Annotated in this window: 11 protein-coding genes; 7 read left to right on the top strand and 4 right to left on the bottom strand. The window is 54.7% G+C overall.

Going from position 1 to position 17,420, the window contains the following annotated elements:
- Positions 1-296: 296 nt before the first annotated feature.
- From SH573x_RS22055 to SH573x_RS22045, 3 genes are all read left to right on the top strand, one after another.
- Positions 297-1,562, top strand: a complete 1,266-nt coding sequence (locus SH573x_RS22055) for an O-antigen ligase family protein (RefSeq protein WP_479349958.1) — start codon at positions 297-299, stop codon at positions 1,560-1,562.
- Between the two features lie 184 nt (positions 1,563-1,746).
- A complete protein-coding gene (locus tag SH573x_RS22050) occupies positions 1,747-3,039 on the top strand; it encodes a GDSL-type esterase/lipase family protein (protein WP_479349957.1) in 1,293 nt (430 codons plus the stop codon).
- Positions 3,040-3,252: 213 nt separating this feature from the next.
- Positions 3,253-3,510 (top strand): Trm112 family protein, encoded by a 258-nt coding sequence (locus tag SH573x_RS22045; RefSeq protein ID WP_479349956.1) that lies wholly within the window; start codon positions 3,253-3,255, stop codon positions 3,508-3,510.
- Here the strand turns inward: SH573x_RS22045 and SH573x_RS22040 are convergent.
- Both SH573x_RS22040 and SH573x_RS22035 read right to left on the bottom strand, forming a co-directional pair.
- Entirely contained in the window at positions 3,498-4,427 is a 930-nt protein-coding gene (locus SH573x_RS22040; RefSeq protein ID WP_479349955.1) for a methyltransferase domain-containing protein, read from the bottom strand. The genes SH573x_RS22045 and SH573x_RS22040 overlap by 13 nt on opposite strands.
- A 62-nt stretch (positions 4,428-4,489) precedes the next feature.
- The gene (locus SH573x_RS22035) at positions 4,490-4,945 is read right to left on the bottom strand and encodes a GNAT family N-acetyltransferase (RefSeq protein ID WP_479349953.1); all 456 of its coding nucleotides are present in this window, start codon (positions 4,943-4,945) and stop codon (positions 4,490-4,492) included.
- Between the two features lie 224 nt (positions 4,946-5,169).
- Here SH573x_RS22035 and SH573x_RS22030 point away from each other — a divergent pair, with 224 nt between their 5' ends.
- Positions 5,170-5,694 carry a hypothetical protein gene (locus SH573x_RS22030; protein ID WP_479349952.1) on the top strand — a complete coding sequence of 175 codons (525 nt, stop codon included), beginning with the start codon at positions 5,170-5,172 and terminating at the stop codon, positions 5,692-5,694.
- A gap of 47 nt (positions 5,695-5,741) precedes the next feature.
- Here the strand turns inward: SH573x_RS22030 and SH573x_RS22025 are convergent, their stop codons facing one another.
- Both SH573x_RS22025 and SH573x_RS22020 read right to left on the bottom strand, forming a co-directional pair.
- Positions 5,742-6,263 carry a hypothetical protein gene (locus tag SH573x_RS22025; protein ID WP_479349951.1) on the bottom strand — a complete coding sequence of 174 codons (522 nt, stop codon included), beginning with the start codon at positions 6,261-6,263 and terminating at the stop codon, positions 5,742-5,744.
- A complete protein-coding gene (locus tag SH573x_RS22020) occupies positions 6,217-6,618 on the bottom strand; it encodes a VOC family protein (RefSeq protein WP_479349950.1) in 402 nt (133 codons plus the stop codon). The genes SH573x_RS22025 and SH573x_RS22020 overlap by 47 nt, the downstream gene beginning before the upstream one ends.
- A gap of 468 nt (positions 6,619-7,086) precedes the next feature.
- On the opposite strand from SH573x_RS22020, the gene SH573x_RS22015 reads away from it, so the two are divergent.
- The 3 genes from SH573x_RS22015 (at position 7,087) to SH573x_RS22005 (ending at position 17,417) form a co-directional block, all read left to right on the top strand.
- Entirely contained in the window at positions 7,087-11,052 is a 3,966-nt protein-coding gene (locus SH573x_RS22015) for an outer membrane protein assembly factor BamB family protein (protein WP_479349949.1), read from the top strand.
- Positions 11,053-11,167: 115 nt separating this feature from the next.
- On the top strand, positions 11,168-12,178 hold the full coding sequence (locus SH573x_RS22010; RefSeq protein ID WP_479349948.1) for a hypothetical protein: 1,011 nt from the start codon (positions 11,168-11,170) through the stop codon (positions 12,176-12,178).
- A 1,078-nt stretch (positions 12,179-13,256) separates the two neighbouring features.
- Entirely contained in the window at positions 13,257-17,417 is a 4,161-nt protein-coding gene (locus SH573x_RS22005; protein ID WP_479349947.1) for a serine/threonine protein kinase, read from the top strand.
- Positions 17,418-17,420 lie beyond the last annotated feature (3 nt).

Below are 17,420 nucleotides of genomic sequence, written 5' to 3'. Positions count from 1 at the left end.
CTCTAGTATAGACGATCGGTGCTGCTTGGTGCACAGTCAACTCTTGATGCCTGAGAGAATGGGGAGGGCCGGGTGGGGGCCTACTCCTACTCCTACTCGTAATCGTACTCCTACTCCTACTCGTACTCGTACTCGATTCGCAACCCTTCGAGTAGGAGTAGGAGTAGGAGTAGGAGTACGAGTCGGGGTACGAAAACTCACAACCTCTCGGAGGCGGCAGGCTATTGTGACTGTGCTGGGGCTCGATTAGCCTAGAGTTACTACCCCTTTCAGATGACAATGAGGCATTATTGAGCGTGAGCACAGTTGGAGAGATATCGCGGCACCGCGCGGTGGACACTTGGAATGTCTGGCACTGGCAGTTAATGCCGGTACTGGCCAGGCTGACGTTATTCATGTCGGTGCTGGGCAATGGTATCGATATCGCTCGCGTGACCGATCGAGCCGAAGGGGTCACGCTCAGTTTCCAAGTTGTCTTGCGATTGTTGACCACCGCCCTGGCGACTGCCTGTGGTGCTTGGGGCTGGTGGCGTTTGCCTGCAGTGCGTGAAGCGTTGTCGTCGCGACGCGGTTATATTGCGATCGCGCTGGTTGGGCTGGCCTTTTGTGCAGCGGTTACGTCGCACGATCCAAAAGTCGCTTTCTTTGTGGCTTGGGCTCTGGGAGCTTACCTGGTAACCACACTCACCTGCTTGTCGCTGTTTGGTATTCAGCGAACTTTACTGGATGCCTTACTGGGGTTATGGGCTTTTGTCTTGATCAGTTGGTGGCTGAAGTTGTTCGTCCCCGAACTGGCTGTTTTTCACGAGTTCTTGTCGGCCGAAGAGACGCTGCCGCGCTTCGGTGGGCTGGGCCATCCCAATGTGCTCTCGGCGATTCAGTGCCTGGGCTTGCTGTTGTTGCTGGTATGCGTGCGCGAAAAACAGGTCAATCCTTTATGGCTAGTTCCGGGAGTTTTGTTGCTGATCGTGACGCTATTGGCGACCAAGTCGCGTACTCCAGTCGTAGCCTTTGTGGCGGCCTTGGGAGCCTTCTCGCTGCCGATGCTTCGTTATCGAGCAACCTACTTATTACCCGCCGCAGGTGTTTTCGCGATTCTGATCGCGGTATACACAATCGAAGCCACCAAGGGTATGGATCGACTGGTCGATGAAGTCTCACTGAAGCTCACCAAGACCGGATCGGTGGAAGAGTTGACATCGGCTACAGGCCGCACGGAGATCTGGAGCCAAGCAATCGTGCTGATTAGTAAATCACCATTGACAGGCTACGGCGGCGGGTCGAGTAGTCAGGTCATGATCGAGCATTCTGGACATGCACACAATCTGTTTCTGGAAACGGCGCTACTATTCGGTGTACCCGCTGCGCTGATGTTCGCCAGTTTAGTTTGCATCAACGTGTACGACAGCTGCGACCGACGCTGGCTGTTCGTGCGTGAATTTACCGTGTTCCTGCTCGTGCTCGGTTTAGTGGAAAGTCCCCTCTTCGGACTTGTTCCCGACCCGTCGATGTGCATCTGGATGAGCTGCCTGTTTGGGCCTGTAGTTTGTAAACGCGTTTAATATGCGCGCTCGGCTAAGGCACTTGGTGTTCAGGGTTTTGGGTAGGGCGGGTCTCCAGGCCCGCCCGATTCTCGTGACGACCAAAGTTCCCCAGCACACTGCGCCTGAGTTCGCTACACTAAGGCACTCCCGACTTATGCATTTGAGTGTTGAGCTCATCTTTTTGGTCAATAGGCGAAACAACATGATCTTTCGAAGCTGTTTGCTCGGCGTGCTCATCTTGGCAGGTCTGCCAGTGATCAACCGCTTGGATGCCCAGGACAAATCCAGCAGTTCGCTCGCAATTCCCGCTAGTGACGATGGTATTCCAGGTGCCGGGCCCATTCGTCGCGCCGATTGGTTCCAAAACCACTGGCTCAAACGCCGCGAGCATTTCGTGCAGGATGCTGCCGAGAAGAACGGGGCTGTGGTCTTCTTTGGTGATTCGATCACCGAAGGCTGGGGCGAGCGCCTGAGCAAATACTTTCCGGATGTAAAGAGCGCCAATCGTGGAATCAGTGGTGACACGACGCGCGGCATGTTGCACCGCTTGAACGACGATGTGCTCAGCCTCAAGCCTACGGCTGTCGTCATGCTGATGGGCACCAATGATCTGGAAGAACAAGCTGAGCCAGCCACGATCGCCGGCAACGTCAAACTGATTGTGGATCAACTCAAAGCCCACAATGCCCAGATGCCAATCGTGATCTGCAACGTTATGCCTAGTTCCGCCAAGATGCGTCGCCCAGCCGACAAGATTCAAGAGATCAATAAACTGGTCTTCGAAGCGGTCAAAGGTGACGCTCAGGTAACCGTGGTGGATACTTGGACGCTGTTTGCTGACGCCGAAGGCGATGCCAAAGCCGAAGAGTTCCCTGACTTGCTGCATCCCAACGATGCGGGCTACGACAAGTGGTCAGCAGCGCTGCGGCCGATCTTGGCTACGTTAGGGTTCGTCGAAACGGCGGCCGATGATTTCAAGTTGGAGCCAGGCTTTGAGAGTTTGTTCAACGGCCGAGATCTGACGGGCTGGGGCTTCCGTCCCGATGCTAAAGGCAATGGTCGCATGGTCAATTTCGATGGTCAAGTCAAGAGCGACGATGGCCGTTACGTGGCGATCAACGGCCGCCTGGTCGTCACCACGCCGCCCGAGGGCCGACGCATCCAGCAACTGTGGACCACTCGCCAGTTCGGCAAGGACTTTACACTCAAGCTAGAGTTTCGGGCGACGCCCAATGCCGATAGCGGTATCTTCATTCGCGCTCCACAATTGCAATGCCGCGATTATCCTTTGGCTGGACCGTACAAGGACTTGAAGCACTACAAGGCTCAAGATTGGAACGAAGTGGTGATCGAAGTCAAAGGTGAGGTTGCGCATTGCACTTGCAATGGTGAAGTGCTGGAAGCGCAATTCAAGCTGCCCGCATCAGGCCCCATCGGCCTGGAAGGCGATCGCGGTCAAATGGAATACCGTCGCATCCGCATCCAACAACCCTAGCGTCTCCTTTCGCTCCGCGAAAGGCTACCCTCGTTGGCGTAGCCAACAGAAACCCACTTACATCTAAGCACCTAGGTCTTGGATCTGGTTTGTGCCAACCACTGTCCTCGATTACTGTTTGTGCCCTAATCCCGAATTGCGTGTATCCACGTGCTTAAAATTTATAAGGACAGAACCCCCTTGCCTTTCGCGGAGCGAAAGGAGACAAAAATTATGCAGACTTGGCTACTAGAAATCATTCGTTGCCCAATCACTGGCCAGCCACTCCAGCTGGCTTCAGCGGAACTGATTGCGCAGATGCATGGGCAGCAGCAGGCTGGCAAACTTTTCAGCCATAAGGGTATCGCTATCGAAGGCGACTTCGATTCTGGCTTGACCAACCACAGCCAAACCTACTTCTATCGCATCAGCGATAATATCCCTTCGCTGTTGCCTGACGAGGCGGTGAAGATAGAGACTCAGTCGCGTTGAAACACGTAGCAGATGTAAGACGCATCTGGCACTAGTTGATCGACGCGATGTTCAGCTAACACGCGAAATCCCGTGCGCTCAGCCAATTTGCGCACGCTATCGGCGCAGTAGAAATATAGATGGAAGGCCGTAAAGTCATAAACATATTCAAAGCATGGCGAGGCATGCGCCATTTTTCCGCCCGGTTCTAGCAGGCTGTAGCATTCATTGAAGAACGCCACCGGGTTCTGCACGTGCTCGATATAGTTGTTGGAAAGCAAGCCTGTGTATGGACGCTGGCGCAGTGTCGCTTCGTCCTGAATGATGCCTTCAGCACCGATGGCTTGAAACGGTTCGTAGCCCCAAACTTGCCAACCGATCGATCGCAGTCGAGCAACTCCCACTGCCCAGTCGCCGCATGCGTAATTGACATAGTTGCCGACACTGGACGGGTTCATCAAATAAAACGACTTCTCTTGCGCCCGCTGGGTGGCTCCCTCACGATAGAAACTGTATAGCGTGGTATAGAGCTGGCCCAGTTCCGCTGGGTCACAGGCGATCAGTTGGACCGGACCAAGGATGGCTTGGCACCCATTGCAGCGAAACCGATGCAGTTCGAGATTGGTGAAGATGCATCGTGAATTCAAGGCCTCGGCTCGCGCGAGATCCAAGGTCGTTCCACAGCATCCACAGGCGATGGTTTGAGGCCCAGGCCGCTCGAGAATCGCCTGCATTTGACAAGTCAGCGTCTCCTTGGCCAACTGATCGCGCTGATCTTGAGTTGGCTCATCGGCCGCCAGGGCTACCGCCGGTCCTGTGGTTTCGGGCGCGGGGCTGGCGGGCAGAGGCGTAGGGCTGCGCCGTCGCAGCACTTTGTTCAGCAAACCAGCCATCAGCGATTCCTTGTCGTGATATCCATAGAGAACGTACTCCTCCACGGTATCCTTCTGACAAATTTGCTCACCTTCGTCAAGACAGATGCTGCGCGATTGTCTAGGTTTCAATTGCGTTTGGCCGGCAGGGTAAAGGTATAAATCACAGCCCGGGATTCCTGGCTGTCGGGCGTGTTGGCGTACAGCGACCTGGCAGGCAAGTTGTCTTCCTCGGTTGCCACCCAAGCTTCTTGGCAACCCAACGTTTGGGCATGCTGCAGGAGAAGTTGGAGCAAATCTCGGCCAAGTCCACGTCGCTGGTAGCTAGGCGAGACACCCACTTCATCGATAAAGAACTGGGGAGCTTTGTCTGGCTGTGTGTAGTGAATGCCAACAGCCATGCCCACGATGATATTGTTCGCTATAGCAATCGCCAGATGATGTCGCGGATCGGCTAGATTCTCACGCAATCTCATTGGAAGAATGGCATTGTCAAATACATCCGGTGCAACGCGATCAAACAGCGGTTCATCCGCCAGCGTTGCCAGTCGCAGAGTTACTTCCCGATCAAGCTCTCGTTCCATGTCGAAACCCCGTAGCTGAAGTCGCCAGACTTTGACAATGATTCTACCGCTTCTCTAAGCTTTGGTACCAAAGCCTACAGGGAACACCGTATCTTTCCATTTAGAGCACTTCTACAACTTTCCACGATATATTTTGAGGACTTAGGATCGCACGGCTTTTCAACTACAATCATGCGGATCCATTTTTCGATTTTTTGATCCAGAGTTTCTGCGGAAGGTAACCCATGCAGTTCGTAACCAGATTGGCACTTTTATCTTTAGTCTGCATCACAACCAGCGACATAGCATTCGCGCAGGGCGGGGGCTGGTTACAAAAGTGGCGCAGCCGCGCTCATGGTTGTCATCATGTTCAGGGACAGCGAACTTGCAGTCCAACACCTACTTCGACATGCAGTCCCGCCCCGGCGTACACACGAGTCATTCACCTAGAAATCACGAACAATAGCGTTTCTGGAGCAGGCACGGTGCATGGTGTTTTGGTGAGCGGCGACACAAGCAGCGGCAACTATAGCTACGTAATTCAGCCGAATTCGATGCCAAACGGACTGACATCCCATCTACAGATCTTAGGCGGTGGAGATATTCGCTCGATGTACTTCAGGCTCAACGGGTTGGCACCAAGTGCTTCTGACAACTGGCGACCAACACATATTCGAGTTTCTGAAATTGATGATGGCACGACTATTCTCTATGACAATGATTGGACCGCCGAGTTCAACAACGACAATCGATTGCATCGCATCTTTTGAATCGTCGTCGATTTACAAGTTGAATCAATGATCCGCGCAGCGCAAATTTAAGCCTTGTCGACTCGAATCTCAGGCCAGTGCTCAACCACAAACGTTTCCAACTGCGTTAGGCGCCCGTCTGTCCACTGGATGCCTGCGATCCCCTGTGCCAGTTTGCTCGATTTGGTGCCGATACTCACTACCACGCTGCGTTCCAGCAGAACTTGCGTGATCTCATGGCGTGGGATCCATCGGATGGTGTTCGGCTGCTGGGTGTTCCATATCTTGATGCCTTCGTGACCAAATTCTACAGAGTATTCGAAGGGTCGAGCCAAATTGGACAAAGCTCGAAACCAACCCACAACTGAAAGCAATATCAGTAGACTCAACACCCAAGCCCACCAGCCCAGACCGCGGGCCACGCCGATGGTACCCAAGCCCCCAAGACCCACCAGCAATATCGCCGAGACGAACATCTGCACGCCAACGTCGCGATGGTTTGGATCGGAAAAGCTAAGCGTGTTGGGCAAGTGGTGACTCGGTCTACTGCTTGGGCCACTGGGACTGTTGGATGACAACCCGGTAGCCATCGTGATCCTCAAAGGTGCACCCGAGTTGCTGCCAGTAAGGATTAAACGGTTCCACTTCGCGAAAGCCTGCTTCGCGCATCGCCTGGCATCGACTTTCCCATAGCTCCTTCGCGGGAATATAGAAAACCAGCAAATCTTCCGGCGTTGGAGTGGGCGTTACAGCATGAGCCCGGCAGTACGTGAACTCCAAGTGGTAACTGGCTCCTGGCATACCAAGCATGACTCCATCAAAGTCAGCGTGGCCACGAAAACTGCCGAGTTCCTGAAGTCCCAGCCCAGCCATATATAGAGCCGCAGAGCGATCAAGATCGGACACCGGCCGAGCCACTCTCATCGTGATCCGGTTTGCGTGCATATTCCATCTCCCGTAGCCGAAGTCGCCAGACTTTGGACCCCCGTAGCCGAAGTCGCCAGACTTTGGACTTATGCCAGTCGGCCCTCTGCAATCTGTTTCGCTTCAAGAGTATAACGCGGTCAATTCTCCTACATAGAAGCGGGCAGCCGACGCGTCCACGTGCGCAAGGGGTTTCTCTGCGGCCTCTGCGAACTCTGCGTTTCAATCAACGGCCAGTTCAGACCCACGAAGTAAGATTGTAGATTCAATTTCACAAAATCTTCATAGCGTTCTCGAGAGCGTTTCTGGTGAATCGCGATGGACGCGATGGTGAAAGATCAGCCCAAAACCGCGTTCTCTGAGGCAGGGCTCCTAAAACGGGTAAATCATGGGCGCAGGCGTGCGATGGCGTGATCGATCATCAAATGGTTTATACTACTCGCTTTCCGAACCCTCGCTTCCACGAGCCCACTGATTGGAGATCGTGAAATGAATTCGCGTGCATGTTCGCGAGCACTTTGCCGGTTGGTTTGTGTTGTGGTCCCCTGCCTGCTCAGTCCATCTCTGCAGGCAGGAGACTGGACGAGTTACCTCAATGGCAATGAACGGGCTGGGGTTTCCAGTGCTCAACTTTCTCCAACGCTTAAATTAGCCTGGACCTACCAGTCGGCGGCCAAGCCAGAGAAAGCCTGGTCAGGCTCGCGCACCGCTCCTATCGAAGGGCACATCATGTTGCCCCGCGTGACCTTCGACGCGTCGCCGCAAATGATCTTGGCTGAAGGGAAGGTTTACTTCGGTAGCACCGTCGATCATCGCATGCACTGCGTCGATGCGACCACAGGCAAATCCGTGTGGAGCTTCTACACCGATGGCCCCATTCGATTGGCGCCTACTTATGCACACGGCAACGTATATTTCGGATCAGACGATGGCAAGGTCTATTGCTGCAGCGCTGCTGATGGACAAGTACGTTGGCAGATGCGCGTTGGACCGAAAGATGATCGCTTGCTGTCGCGCGGCGAGATGATCTCGCGCTGGCCAGTACGAACAGGCGTTTTGATCGACGACCAGACGGCCTACTTTGGCGCCGGCGTATTTCCGCATGAGACTGTCTACCTGGTAGCCGCCAACGCTCTGACCGGTGACATCATTTGGTACAACGATCGCATCAGCCAGGCCGACGCCGGCCGAAACGATCTGTCGCCTCAGGGTTATTTGTTGTGCGGTGATGAGAACCTGTATGTACCGTCAGGTCGCAGTTTACCGGTAGCCGTTTCGAAAAAGACCGGCGACATTGTGTTCCAACGCAAATACTCTTGGCGCACCGATGCGGGCGGAGTGGTGGGAGGCACCAAAGCCGTCCTGGGCGACGGTCAGGTTTATGCCGGTGGACCTCACCACTTTCTGGCTATGGATCAGAAGACTGGTGACATAGGCGCTGCATTCATCGGTGGTCGTTTGATGGCCTTAGGCGGTGAAAGCGCTTATCTGTTGGATGGTACCAAGGTGTTCTGCGTCGATCGAAAAGAGCACGCCCGGGCAAGTCAAGAAAAGCAAGAGTGGTTTCTGCAAGCACGCAACCTGCGCAAGGAGCCCGAAAAGCTGGCCGAGGCAGAAAACAAAATCAAAGAGTACGCGGGCGTTGGGATCATTTGGGAATTTCCCAGCGAAGCCGATGGCGCTATGATCGCCACCGATGGTCTGGTAATCGTCGGAGGCAAAGACAAAGTATTTGCACTGGATCGCCAAAGCGGCAAGCAAGTTTGGGAGCAAGTAGTCAAAGGCAACGCCATGGGCCTGGCCGCCAACGATTCGACCTTGATGGTCAGCACGGATGAAGGTTGGATCTATGCCTTCAACAGTAGTGCAACTGAAGAGCCTAAGCAGTGGCCCGAACCTTACTCGTCTGCTTTCCCTGAGGACAATGCTTCTGAGTACTTCAAATTAGCTGCCAAAGAAATTCTCGACACGACGGAACAACGTTCCGGATACTGCCTGGTCGCTGGCAGTGAATCAGGGCAACTGGCATATGAACTGGCCAAACAGAGCACATTAATGGTGATTGCCGTCGAGCCGGATGCCGAGAAGGCACAAGCCTCGCGAGCTGCACTCGAGCGAGCCGGCATTCATGCGACTCGAGTCACAATCGTGCAGCATGCGTTGGATGAGATGCCCTTTGCCAACTACTTCGCCAATCTGATCGTCTCTGAAACCCAACTGCTCACAGGCACTATTCCGTGCAAGCCTGAGAGTGTGTCTCGCTTTTTGAAACCCTGCGGCGGTGCGGCTATCGTGGGCCAACCGGCAGGTGCTGTGACGAAGTCGGATGTGCCCCAAACTGACGGTGTACAGTGGCTGACACAAATCTATCGTATTGATGAAGGTGAACTGAACAGTCATCAGACTTGGACGGTGTTTCGCCGTGGCAAGTTGCCTGGAGCCGGTTCGTGGACGCATCAATACGGCAACGCGGCCAACACCTCGTTTACGAATGATCTTCGTGTTCGTGATGGATTGGGCGTGTTATGGTACGGCGATCCAGGTCCTAGCGCCATGATCAACCGCCACGAAGCCGCAGGCGCGCCGCTATCGACCAACGGTCGGATGTTCATTCAAGGCACCGACAGCATCATGGCTTACGATGCATATAACGGCACCTTCCTGTGGGAGTTCAAGAACCCGGGAGCCATCCGGACTGGCGTCTTCAATAATCGTGAAACGCACAACCTGGCAGCTACCGATGACCTACTGTATATGGCCATTGAAAGCAGTTGCCAAGCCGTTGACACTGCTACGGGACAAGTTGTCCGCGAATATGCTACGCCCAAGTCGCCGGATGGAATTGATCGCGCGTGGGCGTACGTGGCTGCCGATCAAGGCCAACTGTTCGGTACCAGTACCGTGCGTAAAGAGTTGGAAGAAAAGATGCGCCGACGTGGACTGACCATCAGCAGTCAGACCGATGCCATCTTTGCTTATGACACGACGACAGGCAATCAGCAGTGGGTCTATCGCGGTGAGAACATTCTTCACACGACGATCTGCCTCAGTCCTGAACACGTGTTTTTCATTGACAGCGCTATCACTCCTGAACAGCGCCAAGAGCTCTATCAGCGCGACAAGGGCGAACTGAAGAACTTGACAGGCGAAGCAGCTTTGAAAGCCGAAGAGGAAATGAAGGCGCTCGACGCACGCCGTGCTGTGGCCCTGGATCGGAAGACTGGTGCCAAGATCTGGGAGAAGCCCGTAAACGTAACAGATACCACCAACGTCAGCGCCGGTGGCGGTAGCCTGACGACCATGTTCGCGGATGGTTACCTGGTTCTATGTGGTGCCAATGCTAACGGTCACTACTGGAAACAATTCCTGGCTGGTGAATTCGACAAACGGAAATTGGTTGTTCTAGATGCGAAGAATGGAGAAGAGGTTTGGTCCAAGAACGCGAATTACATGAATCGTCCGCTGGTGGTCGAAGGCAAAGTTTACGCCGAGCCCTGGGCGTTCGAACTGAAGTCCGGAGAAGTTACTAAACGTCCGCATCCATTAACCGGTGAAGACAGTCAGTGGCGATTCAGTCGACCAGGCCATCATTGCGGTATTGTCACGGCGACACCGAACATGATGTTTTTCCGCTCTGGGTTCATCGGCTATTACGATCTGTATAAAGACAGCGGCACTCAGCATTTTGCCGGCCAACGCCTAGGATGTTGGATCAATGCCATTCCAGGTAACGGTCTGGTGATGATTCCAGAAGCCAGCGCGGGTTGCGTTTGCCAATTCTCGATCGCCTCCACGGTCGTGCTTGAACCCAAATCGGAAAGCAAAGCTTGGGGCATCTTTAGTGCTGTCGGCGAAACAACTCCGGTCAAGCGCATTGGGATCAACTTAGGAGCACCCGGTGACCGTCGTGATGATGGCCGCCAGGATTGGTTTGGTTTCCCGCGCCCGATGACCGTCGAACGTTTAGAGTTTGTGTTCGATATTCAACCTCGCTTCGCTGAAGGTGGCGGCTGGTATAGCCAAAATCCGGATAACTTGAATATGCCTGTCCACGAGAATCCTTGGTTGTTTGCTTCGGGCGCGCGGGGTTTGGAGCATTTCCAGATTCCATTGTTGGGCGCCAAGGATGCGCCGGCAGCGTATAACGTCAAGCTGTTTTTTGCTGATATGACCATGGAGCAGGTCAGCGCGCTGGATATCAAGTTCCAAGGCCGCGATGCAGTTGGTGCGGCTAAGCAACTTAGTTCGACCACCGCAGCGAGCTCTGGCTCGAAGGCACAGTCAGGTCCTATCGCACCCAAGAGTACATCTGTCGTTGTGAAAGAGTTCAGCGATGTATTGGTTGAGCGTGATTTGGCAGTAGATTTCAAGTCGCCAGCTGATGGGCCGTTGAGCAACCTGACGGCCATTGAGGTTATCCGCAATGACTCGATAAAAGCGGCTACACCCCAGTGACGTTTGCGAGCCAGTTAATTGAACCCAGTTAATTGAAGCCGGATCACTGAAACATGTGGGCCGGTTTTGGGGACTAGATTGAGATCAAGGCATTTATAGTGAGCAGCGATTGACTATGAGCGGACGATTCTCGATTGGTAGTGGGTATGTGAAGTTGGCCATCGTGTTGGTATTAGTACTGTCGAGCTCGGCGATTGCTTGTCAGGTTCCGGTGTTTCGATATGCCTTAGAACGTTGGTCTCCGGATCAATATAAACTGATGATCCTGACCGACAAGCCGCTGTCAGAATCGATGTTGCAAACGATTACTCAAAGCGTCCAAGCCAAATTTGCCACTGGTTCGGCAGGTAAGCTTCAGTCCAAAGTGAACTTGGAAGTAATCGACATCGAGCGCACCACGAGCGATCAAGCTAAAAAGCTATGGCGTGCCTACGGTAGCCATGGTCCTGTCGCAATCGCGATCTACCCCGACAAATCCAACTTGCGCGGAGAGGTAGCACATGTCAGCCCTGTGACGGATGCCAGCATCCGGGGCATCGTGGCTTCGCCTGCAAGGGCAGAGATTGCGCAGCGATTGGCCCAAGGTCATTCAGCCGTGTGGGTCTTGTTGGAATGTGGTGATAAAGACAAGGACGAGATGGCTCGAAATACTCTTGAGAAGCAACTCGCGCTGGACAAAGCCTGGTTGAAGTTGCCGACAGCCGAGGAGATGGAAGTAAAGCCGGAGTTACTTGACCAATTGAAGGTCAAGCTGCGCATGGAGTTCTCTGTCTTAACGCTATCGCGGGACGATGCGCGCGAGCAGTTCTTGGTGGATTGCTTGCTCAACAGTGAACCAGATTTGCGCGAAAGGAACGAACCGCTGGCATTCCCAGTGTTTGGACGTGGCATTGTCCTGTACGCCTTGGTCGGCAAGGGCATAGCCCCCGCCACCATTCGCACTGCATCCTCATTTCTGTGTGGCCCCTGTTCATGCCAGGTGAAAGAGCAGAATCCAGGTTTCGATTTGCTGCTCGACCATGACTGGGAAGCAGCCTTGGGGGACACGTTGGTCAGTCAAGCGATACCCGGCACCGGCGCCGCACCCCAACTAGTCCCCATACCGCCAGGCAATAAGAAGCCATAGGCCGACGATCCACTTTCTTTCATCGCCCAACGGGACCGGCTTGTCAAGTCGTGTTGGCGCACACGTTGTTGATCAACGATCGCCGACGTTCGGTGTAGTGGACTCAGCTTGTTGTCGAAGTTGTCGGGGGAAGACTGTCTGTCGTCATGTTTGGTTCAGGTTCAGCGGCGCAACCGTACATTGCGATACGTGCGCACCCTGCGCACATAAACGCTTGCACCACACCGGTAGTCGGGTACTGCCCCGTCCAGAAGCTGACGCGGTCTTCCGGCAGCCGGTAGGTAAGCGGTCCGGCTACCGCGCGTCGGGCCAAACCGGGCGCGAGGTCCATGATGACGATGGGTGACATTGACCCCTGACATTCGACGCACGTTCTCACTTCGGTTGCCATTTGAAACTCCCGATCCCAACTTTAAAGATTCACAATCACAATCGCCGAACGACTTAGCTCAGAGGCGTAGTGCGGCGTTACTCGGCCGCGAACTATGCTCATACTCGATCCTCCGGTAAAGGAACTGCGGAAGCTCTTCCTACGCAGCGGAACGACACCTCTCAAAGTCACGGCGAGGTAATGCGCAAGCGCTGAAATGCACGGTCCGCGACTTACTATGGTCACGCAAGCTTTACGGAGTTGGCCGCATTGGCAGTAAGTAGTCAACTCAGAATGCAGGGCAAGAAAATAAATAAGTGCGGTGTGAGCGGTCGACAGCATACTCCATCCGTGTTGCTGGTGGCAAGTGTTTTCGAGTTGGAAGCTAATGAATTGTCGCGATTGACCCTGCAGCCGATCTACCAGCGAACATATCTTTCCTCGCCTATCAGGACAGGCTCTGGTCCAAGTTACGCCTCTCCCTAAGAGCGGCTGGTGAATAGGTTTCCATTTCACACTGTACCAGTGTCAACTTCGTGGTTGATGAGCAGCACTAAGGCAGGTCGCCCAAAACTATTTACCCCGAATGAAACCAGTGTGCCAAACCGGTGCGAGTTGAGTTCCGTCGGGTATCGATGAGGCGCATCGTCTGTTTATGTCGCTTATCAATTAGGGAGTTTGTAAACTAACTGTTGGAGAAAGCCGAGCATGACCAATATTTCCAAGCGCCTGGAAACACTATTTGCTGCCGCCGCTGAATTATCAGGCGAACCGCGCAGGCGGTTCCTTGAATGGGAGTGTGCGGGTGATGCGGCACTTCGTCAGCAGCTGGATGGACTGCTACAGGCCCACGACCAAGTGAATCATCAACTCGACAATCCCGTGGTCGCCTACGCGGAGCTTGAGGCGACGCGGGCAACGGAAACGCAGGCAGTCGGTACGATGATTGCCAAGAGGTACAAGCTGCTGGAGCAAATAGGTGACGGCGGCATGGGCACTGTTTGGATGGCTGAGCAGAAGGAACCAGTCAAACGACTCGTGGCCGTCAAGCTAATTAAAGCGGGCATGGATTCGAAGGCCGTGCTGGCGCGCTTCGAGGCAGAGCGACAGGCGCTAGCTTTGATGGACCACCCGAACATCGCCAAGGTCCACGACGCAGGCACCGATGAAAGCGGACGACCGTACTTTGCGATGGAGTTGGTCAAGGGCTTGCCGCTAACGGAATACTGCGATGCCCGCAAGTTGTCCGTCAGCGAGCGTCTTGACCTCTTCGTGCAAATCTGCTCGGCCGTCCAGCATGCGCATCAAAAAGCCATCATCCATCGAGACCTCAAGCCCGCCAACGTTTTGGTGACCGAACACGATGGCAAGCCGGTGCCGAAAGTCATCGACTTTGGATTGGCCAAAGCGCTCAACTCGTCGCAACTGCTCACTGAGCGCACGCTGCACACTGCTTACGGCACCGTCGTCGGTACGCCACTTTACATGGCCCCAGAACAAGTGGGCATTAATGCCCTGGATGTCGATACGCGCACCGACATCTACGCGCTGGGAGTGATTCTCTACGAGTTGCTGACCGGTACGACTCCACTGGAGAAGGCGCGGTTCAAGGAGGCCGCTTGGGAGGAAATGAAGCGGCTGATACGTGAAGAAGAGCCGCCGCGGCCAAGCATGCGACTGTCGACAGACAAGTCTTTGCCGATTTTGGCTGCGAGCCGACAAGTCGAGGCGGCAAAGCTGCCCGGACTGGTTCGCGGTGAACTCGATTGGATCGTGATGAAGGCGCTCGAAAAGGATCGCACTCGTCGCTACGACACCGCCAACGGTCTCTCGAAAGATGTCCAGCGCTATCTGAAAGGAGACACCGTCGAGGCTTGTCCGCCGAGCTTTGGATACCGTATGCGAAAGGCCTACCGACGCAACAAGGCAGCGGTGTGGGTATCCACTGCGTTTGTCGGGCTGACCATGGCCGCAGCGATCATGGGCGTTACATTGGCGGTGCAAGCCGAAAAGGCCCGTCGAGGCGAAGCAGCTGAGCGGAAGAAAGCGGAAAGTCGGGAAGCCGAGGCGAACGAACAGCGGGCACTCGCCAGAACAGAACAGCAGCGGGCGGAGCAAGAGAGATTGAGGGCAGAGGAAGAGAAACGGGCATCGGATGCGGTGCGGTCCTTCTTACAGGATGACCTCATTCGGCAGGCAGATTTTCATTCCCAAATCCTCGGCTCACCGCTGACAGGTGGCGCGGTCGACTTGAAAATGAACCCGACGCTTCACGAACTACTCGATCGCGCGGCCGACCAACTGACTCCAGAGCGAATCGAAAAGAAGTTTCCGGGCTTGCCATTCGTCCAAGCCGAAGTGCTGCATGCCTTATCTGCGGGATACTCAGGCATCGGCCAAGACGCGAAGTCACTCGAGCTGATCGATCGAGCCATCCCCCTCTATCTCGTAGCCCGCGGGCCGGACGACCGCGCGACACTCATCGCGAGATACCAACAGGCCATGCAATACTACTACCTCAGTCAGCGCGAGTTGGCTGAGAAATCGCTCCAAGCCGTTGCGGCTGACCTCCACCGAAAGTTTGGCGCGAGCGACCGCACGGCGTTTGACGCTCAGATCTACATCGGCCGGTTGATGGCAGAAGGCGGGAGAGCGGGCGAAGCGGTGAAGTACTTCCGGTCACTGGCTGATGCCGGGCGCAGCGCATTGGGGAGCCATGATCTATTGACCCTCTTGGCGGCTGGCCATGTCGCCTACGCCCTTCGGCTTGATGGCATGCCGAAGGAAGCGCTGATGGAAATTGAAGCCATTCATGAGACGATGAAAGACATGAAAGTTCGGCCAGATCACCCACTGCTCGATACCGCCTTTAGCGAATTGGCCGAGACCTTCAAGGCCATGGGCAAACATGAGGAAGCGTTGAGTGTTTGGCAAGACAACCTCGACGGTTGGGCACAGCGAGGTGATCTTTTTCATCCAAGCACCTGGATCTCGCGACACGAGTTGGCAGTGATGCTGGATAGTCGCGAGGACACCGAGTCCGCGCTCCGACTATTTGAAGAGAACGTTCGAGCGGCTACGGAACCGCAATTCAAATTCCTGTCCAACAACGGTGCCTCGCGGATGGCGGCGAAACTCGGACGTGACGACGATGCCTTGCAGTTCGCACGGAAGGGATTGGCCGCTTTGCTCACTGGGCAGACGTCGAACTTTCGCAGTTGGTGGACCGGAATGGCCCGGCTTACGGTGGGCGAGTTGCTGCTGAAGCGAAAAGAGTATGCCGAAGCCGAAGCGATGTTGACATCGTCGGTCACCGATTTGGTTGAGTTTCACGACAAACAGCCGCTGTTCGATAACGGCAAACAGTCCGCTACAGCTCACAAGGTACTCGCTGAGTTGTACACAGCGACGAACCGTCCGGCTGACGCCACTCGCGCCCGAGCCGCATATGCGGCGCTGATTGCAAGCGGCAAAATCAAGGCAGGAAAGCCGTGGGAAGTATTCAGCGCTGGCGATTACGAATTAGCGGCCAAGATCTTTGAAGCCGAAGCGAAAGCCGCCACAAGTGCGGAGAACAAAAGCAAAGCCTACCATGGACTTTTTCTTTCGGAGAAGAAACTTGGCAAGCTCGACGACGCGCTCAAGCACGCTCAAGCGGCTGTGGATGTAATTGTCGCTGCACGGGGGCCTAAACATCGCAGTTACCAGCTCGGCATGGCCCAGTCCGCCTTGGGAGGACTTCTGTATCAATTGCATGAGCCAAGCGCAGCTGAGCCACACCTGCTCGCCGGCTGCCGGAATGTGGCCGACTATTTCGCCCAAATACCGCCATACGACTACGCTCATCGACACACGGCGTTCCGGCAACTCATCACTATCCTAGAAACGTCGAACCGCTCCGAAGAAGCTAAGCAATGGGCCACAGAATGGCAGATGTTGTTCGACAAGCTTACGCAAAAAACTCTGGTCGATGACAAGTTGACCACAGCGACAGTCCAACTCGTTAGTCAAGTGGTGCTCGCATATGTCGCAAACGGTCGACACGACGAAGCGCTGACACTGTACAGAGAAATGAACACAAACCACAAACCCAATGATAAACCCGCCGCCGATGCCTGGCTAAAGTTGAGCGAGACGGTGTTGTTAAGTTTCGACTATAAACTTCAGCCTGAGCGGATGAAACCGTGGGCAGAACTTCGCATCCCAACACTAGAGCAAAACCTGGAAGTATTGCGCGAATCAAATCCATCGGAGGTTTCATTGCTTCGAGCTACGAATGCCCTCGCGTTTAGCTACCTGTATGCCGGACGAAACGACGATGTGATCAAGCTGGCCGAAGAGGCGATCACTCGTCAGCAAGCAGGTGGCTGGCGGACGGTCAACGATGCCGTCCTCTCGTATGGCAGCCTGGTCAGGGTGGTAGCACTTGCAGGTCGAGCGGACTTGGCCACCGAAATGAGTTCGGCTGTACTCCGAGCCTTGAAGGAGCATAGAAACGCTTCGCCAAAGACGCTCGCCGCAGCGACTTACAATCTTGGTTTCGCTCGCATGCAGGCCAGCGCGTTCGCCGAAGCTGAAACTCACTTCCGAGAAGCGATCAAAGAATCGCATCAGTCGGGCAACAATGACTGGAATACGACCATGTACAAAACGTGGCTCGGATTTGCCATGCATGAACAGAAAAAGTATGCCGAAGCAGAATCTGTCTTGACGGAAGCTTACTCGGAGTGGAATGAGCAATTGGCTGCCGCTCCCCAGTGGGAACAGCACACCCCGTTGCTCATCGTTGGTCGATTGGTCAGCTTATACGAGGCCCTCAACAAGCCCGACGAGGTGGCGAAATGGAAAACGATCAGCCAGCAGAAATGACTC

Source organism: Rania fehmarnensis (assembly GCF_056494185.1).
This window is presented reverse-complemented; position numbering and strand designations above follow the sequence as displayed.

What these genes read in the sequence shown, in the direction of transcription:
- SH573x_RS22010 (WP_479349948.1), top strand. Translation starts at nt 11,168, where the DNA reads ATGAGCGGACGATTCTCGATTGGTAGTGGGTATGTGAAGTTGGCCATC.
- SH573x_RS22025 (WP_479349951.1), bottom strand. Translation starts at nt 6,263, where the DNA reads ATGGCTACCGGGTTGTCATCCAACAGTCCCAGTGGCCCAAGCAGTAGA.
- SH573x_RS22005 (WP_479349947.1), top strand. Translation starts at nt 13,257, where the DNA reads ATGACCAATATTTCCAAGCGCCTGGAAACACTATTTGCTGCCGCCGCT.
- SH573x_RS22050 (WP_479349957.1), top strand. Translation starts at nt 1,747, where the DNA reads ATGATCTTTCGAAGCTGTTTGCTCGGCGTGCTCATCTTGGCAGGTCTG.
- SH573x_RS22035 (WP_479349953.1), bottom strand. Translation starts at nt 4,945, where the DNA reads ATGGAACGAGAGCTTGATCGGGAAGTAACTCTGCGACTGGCAACGCTG.
- SH573x_RS22030 (WP_479349952.1), top strand. Translation starts at nt 5,170, where the DNA reads ATGCAGTTCGTAACCAGATTGGCACTTTTATCTTTAGTCTGCATCACA.
- SH573x_RS22015 (WP_479349949.1), top strand. Translation starts at nt 7,087, where the DNA reads ATGAATTCGCGTGCATGTTCGCGAGCACTTTGCCGGTTGGTTTGTGTT.
- SH573x_RS22045 (WP_479349956.1), top strand. Translation starts at nt 3,253, where the DNA reads ATGCAGACTTGGCTACTAGAAATCATTCGTTGCCCAATCACTGGCCAG.
- SH573x_RS22020 (WP_479349950.1), bottom strand. Translation starts at nt 6,618, where the DNA reads ATGCACGCAAACCGGATCACGATGAGAGTGGCTCGGCCGGTGTCCGAT.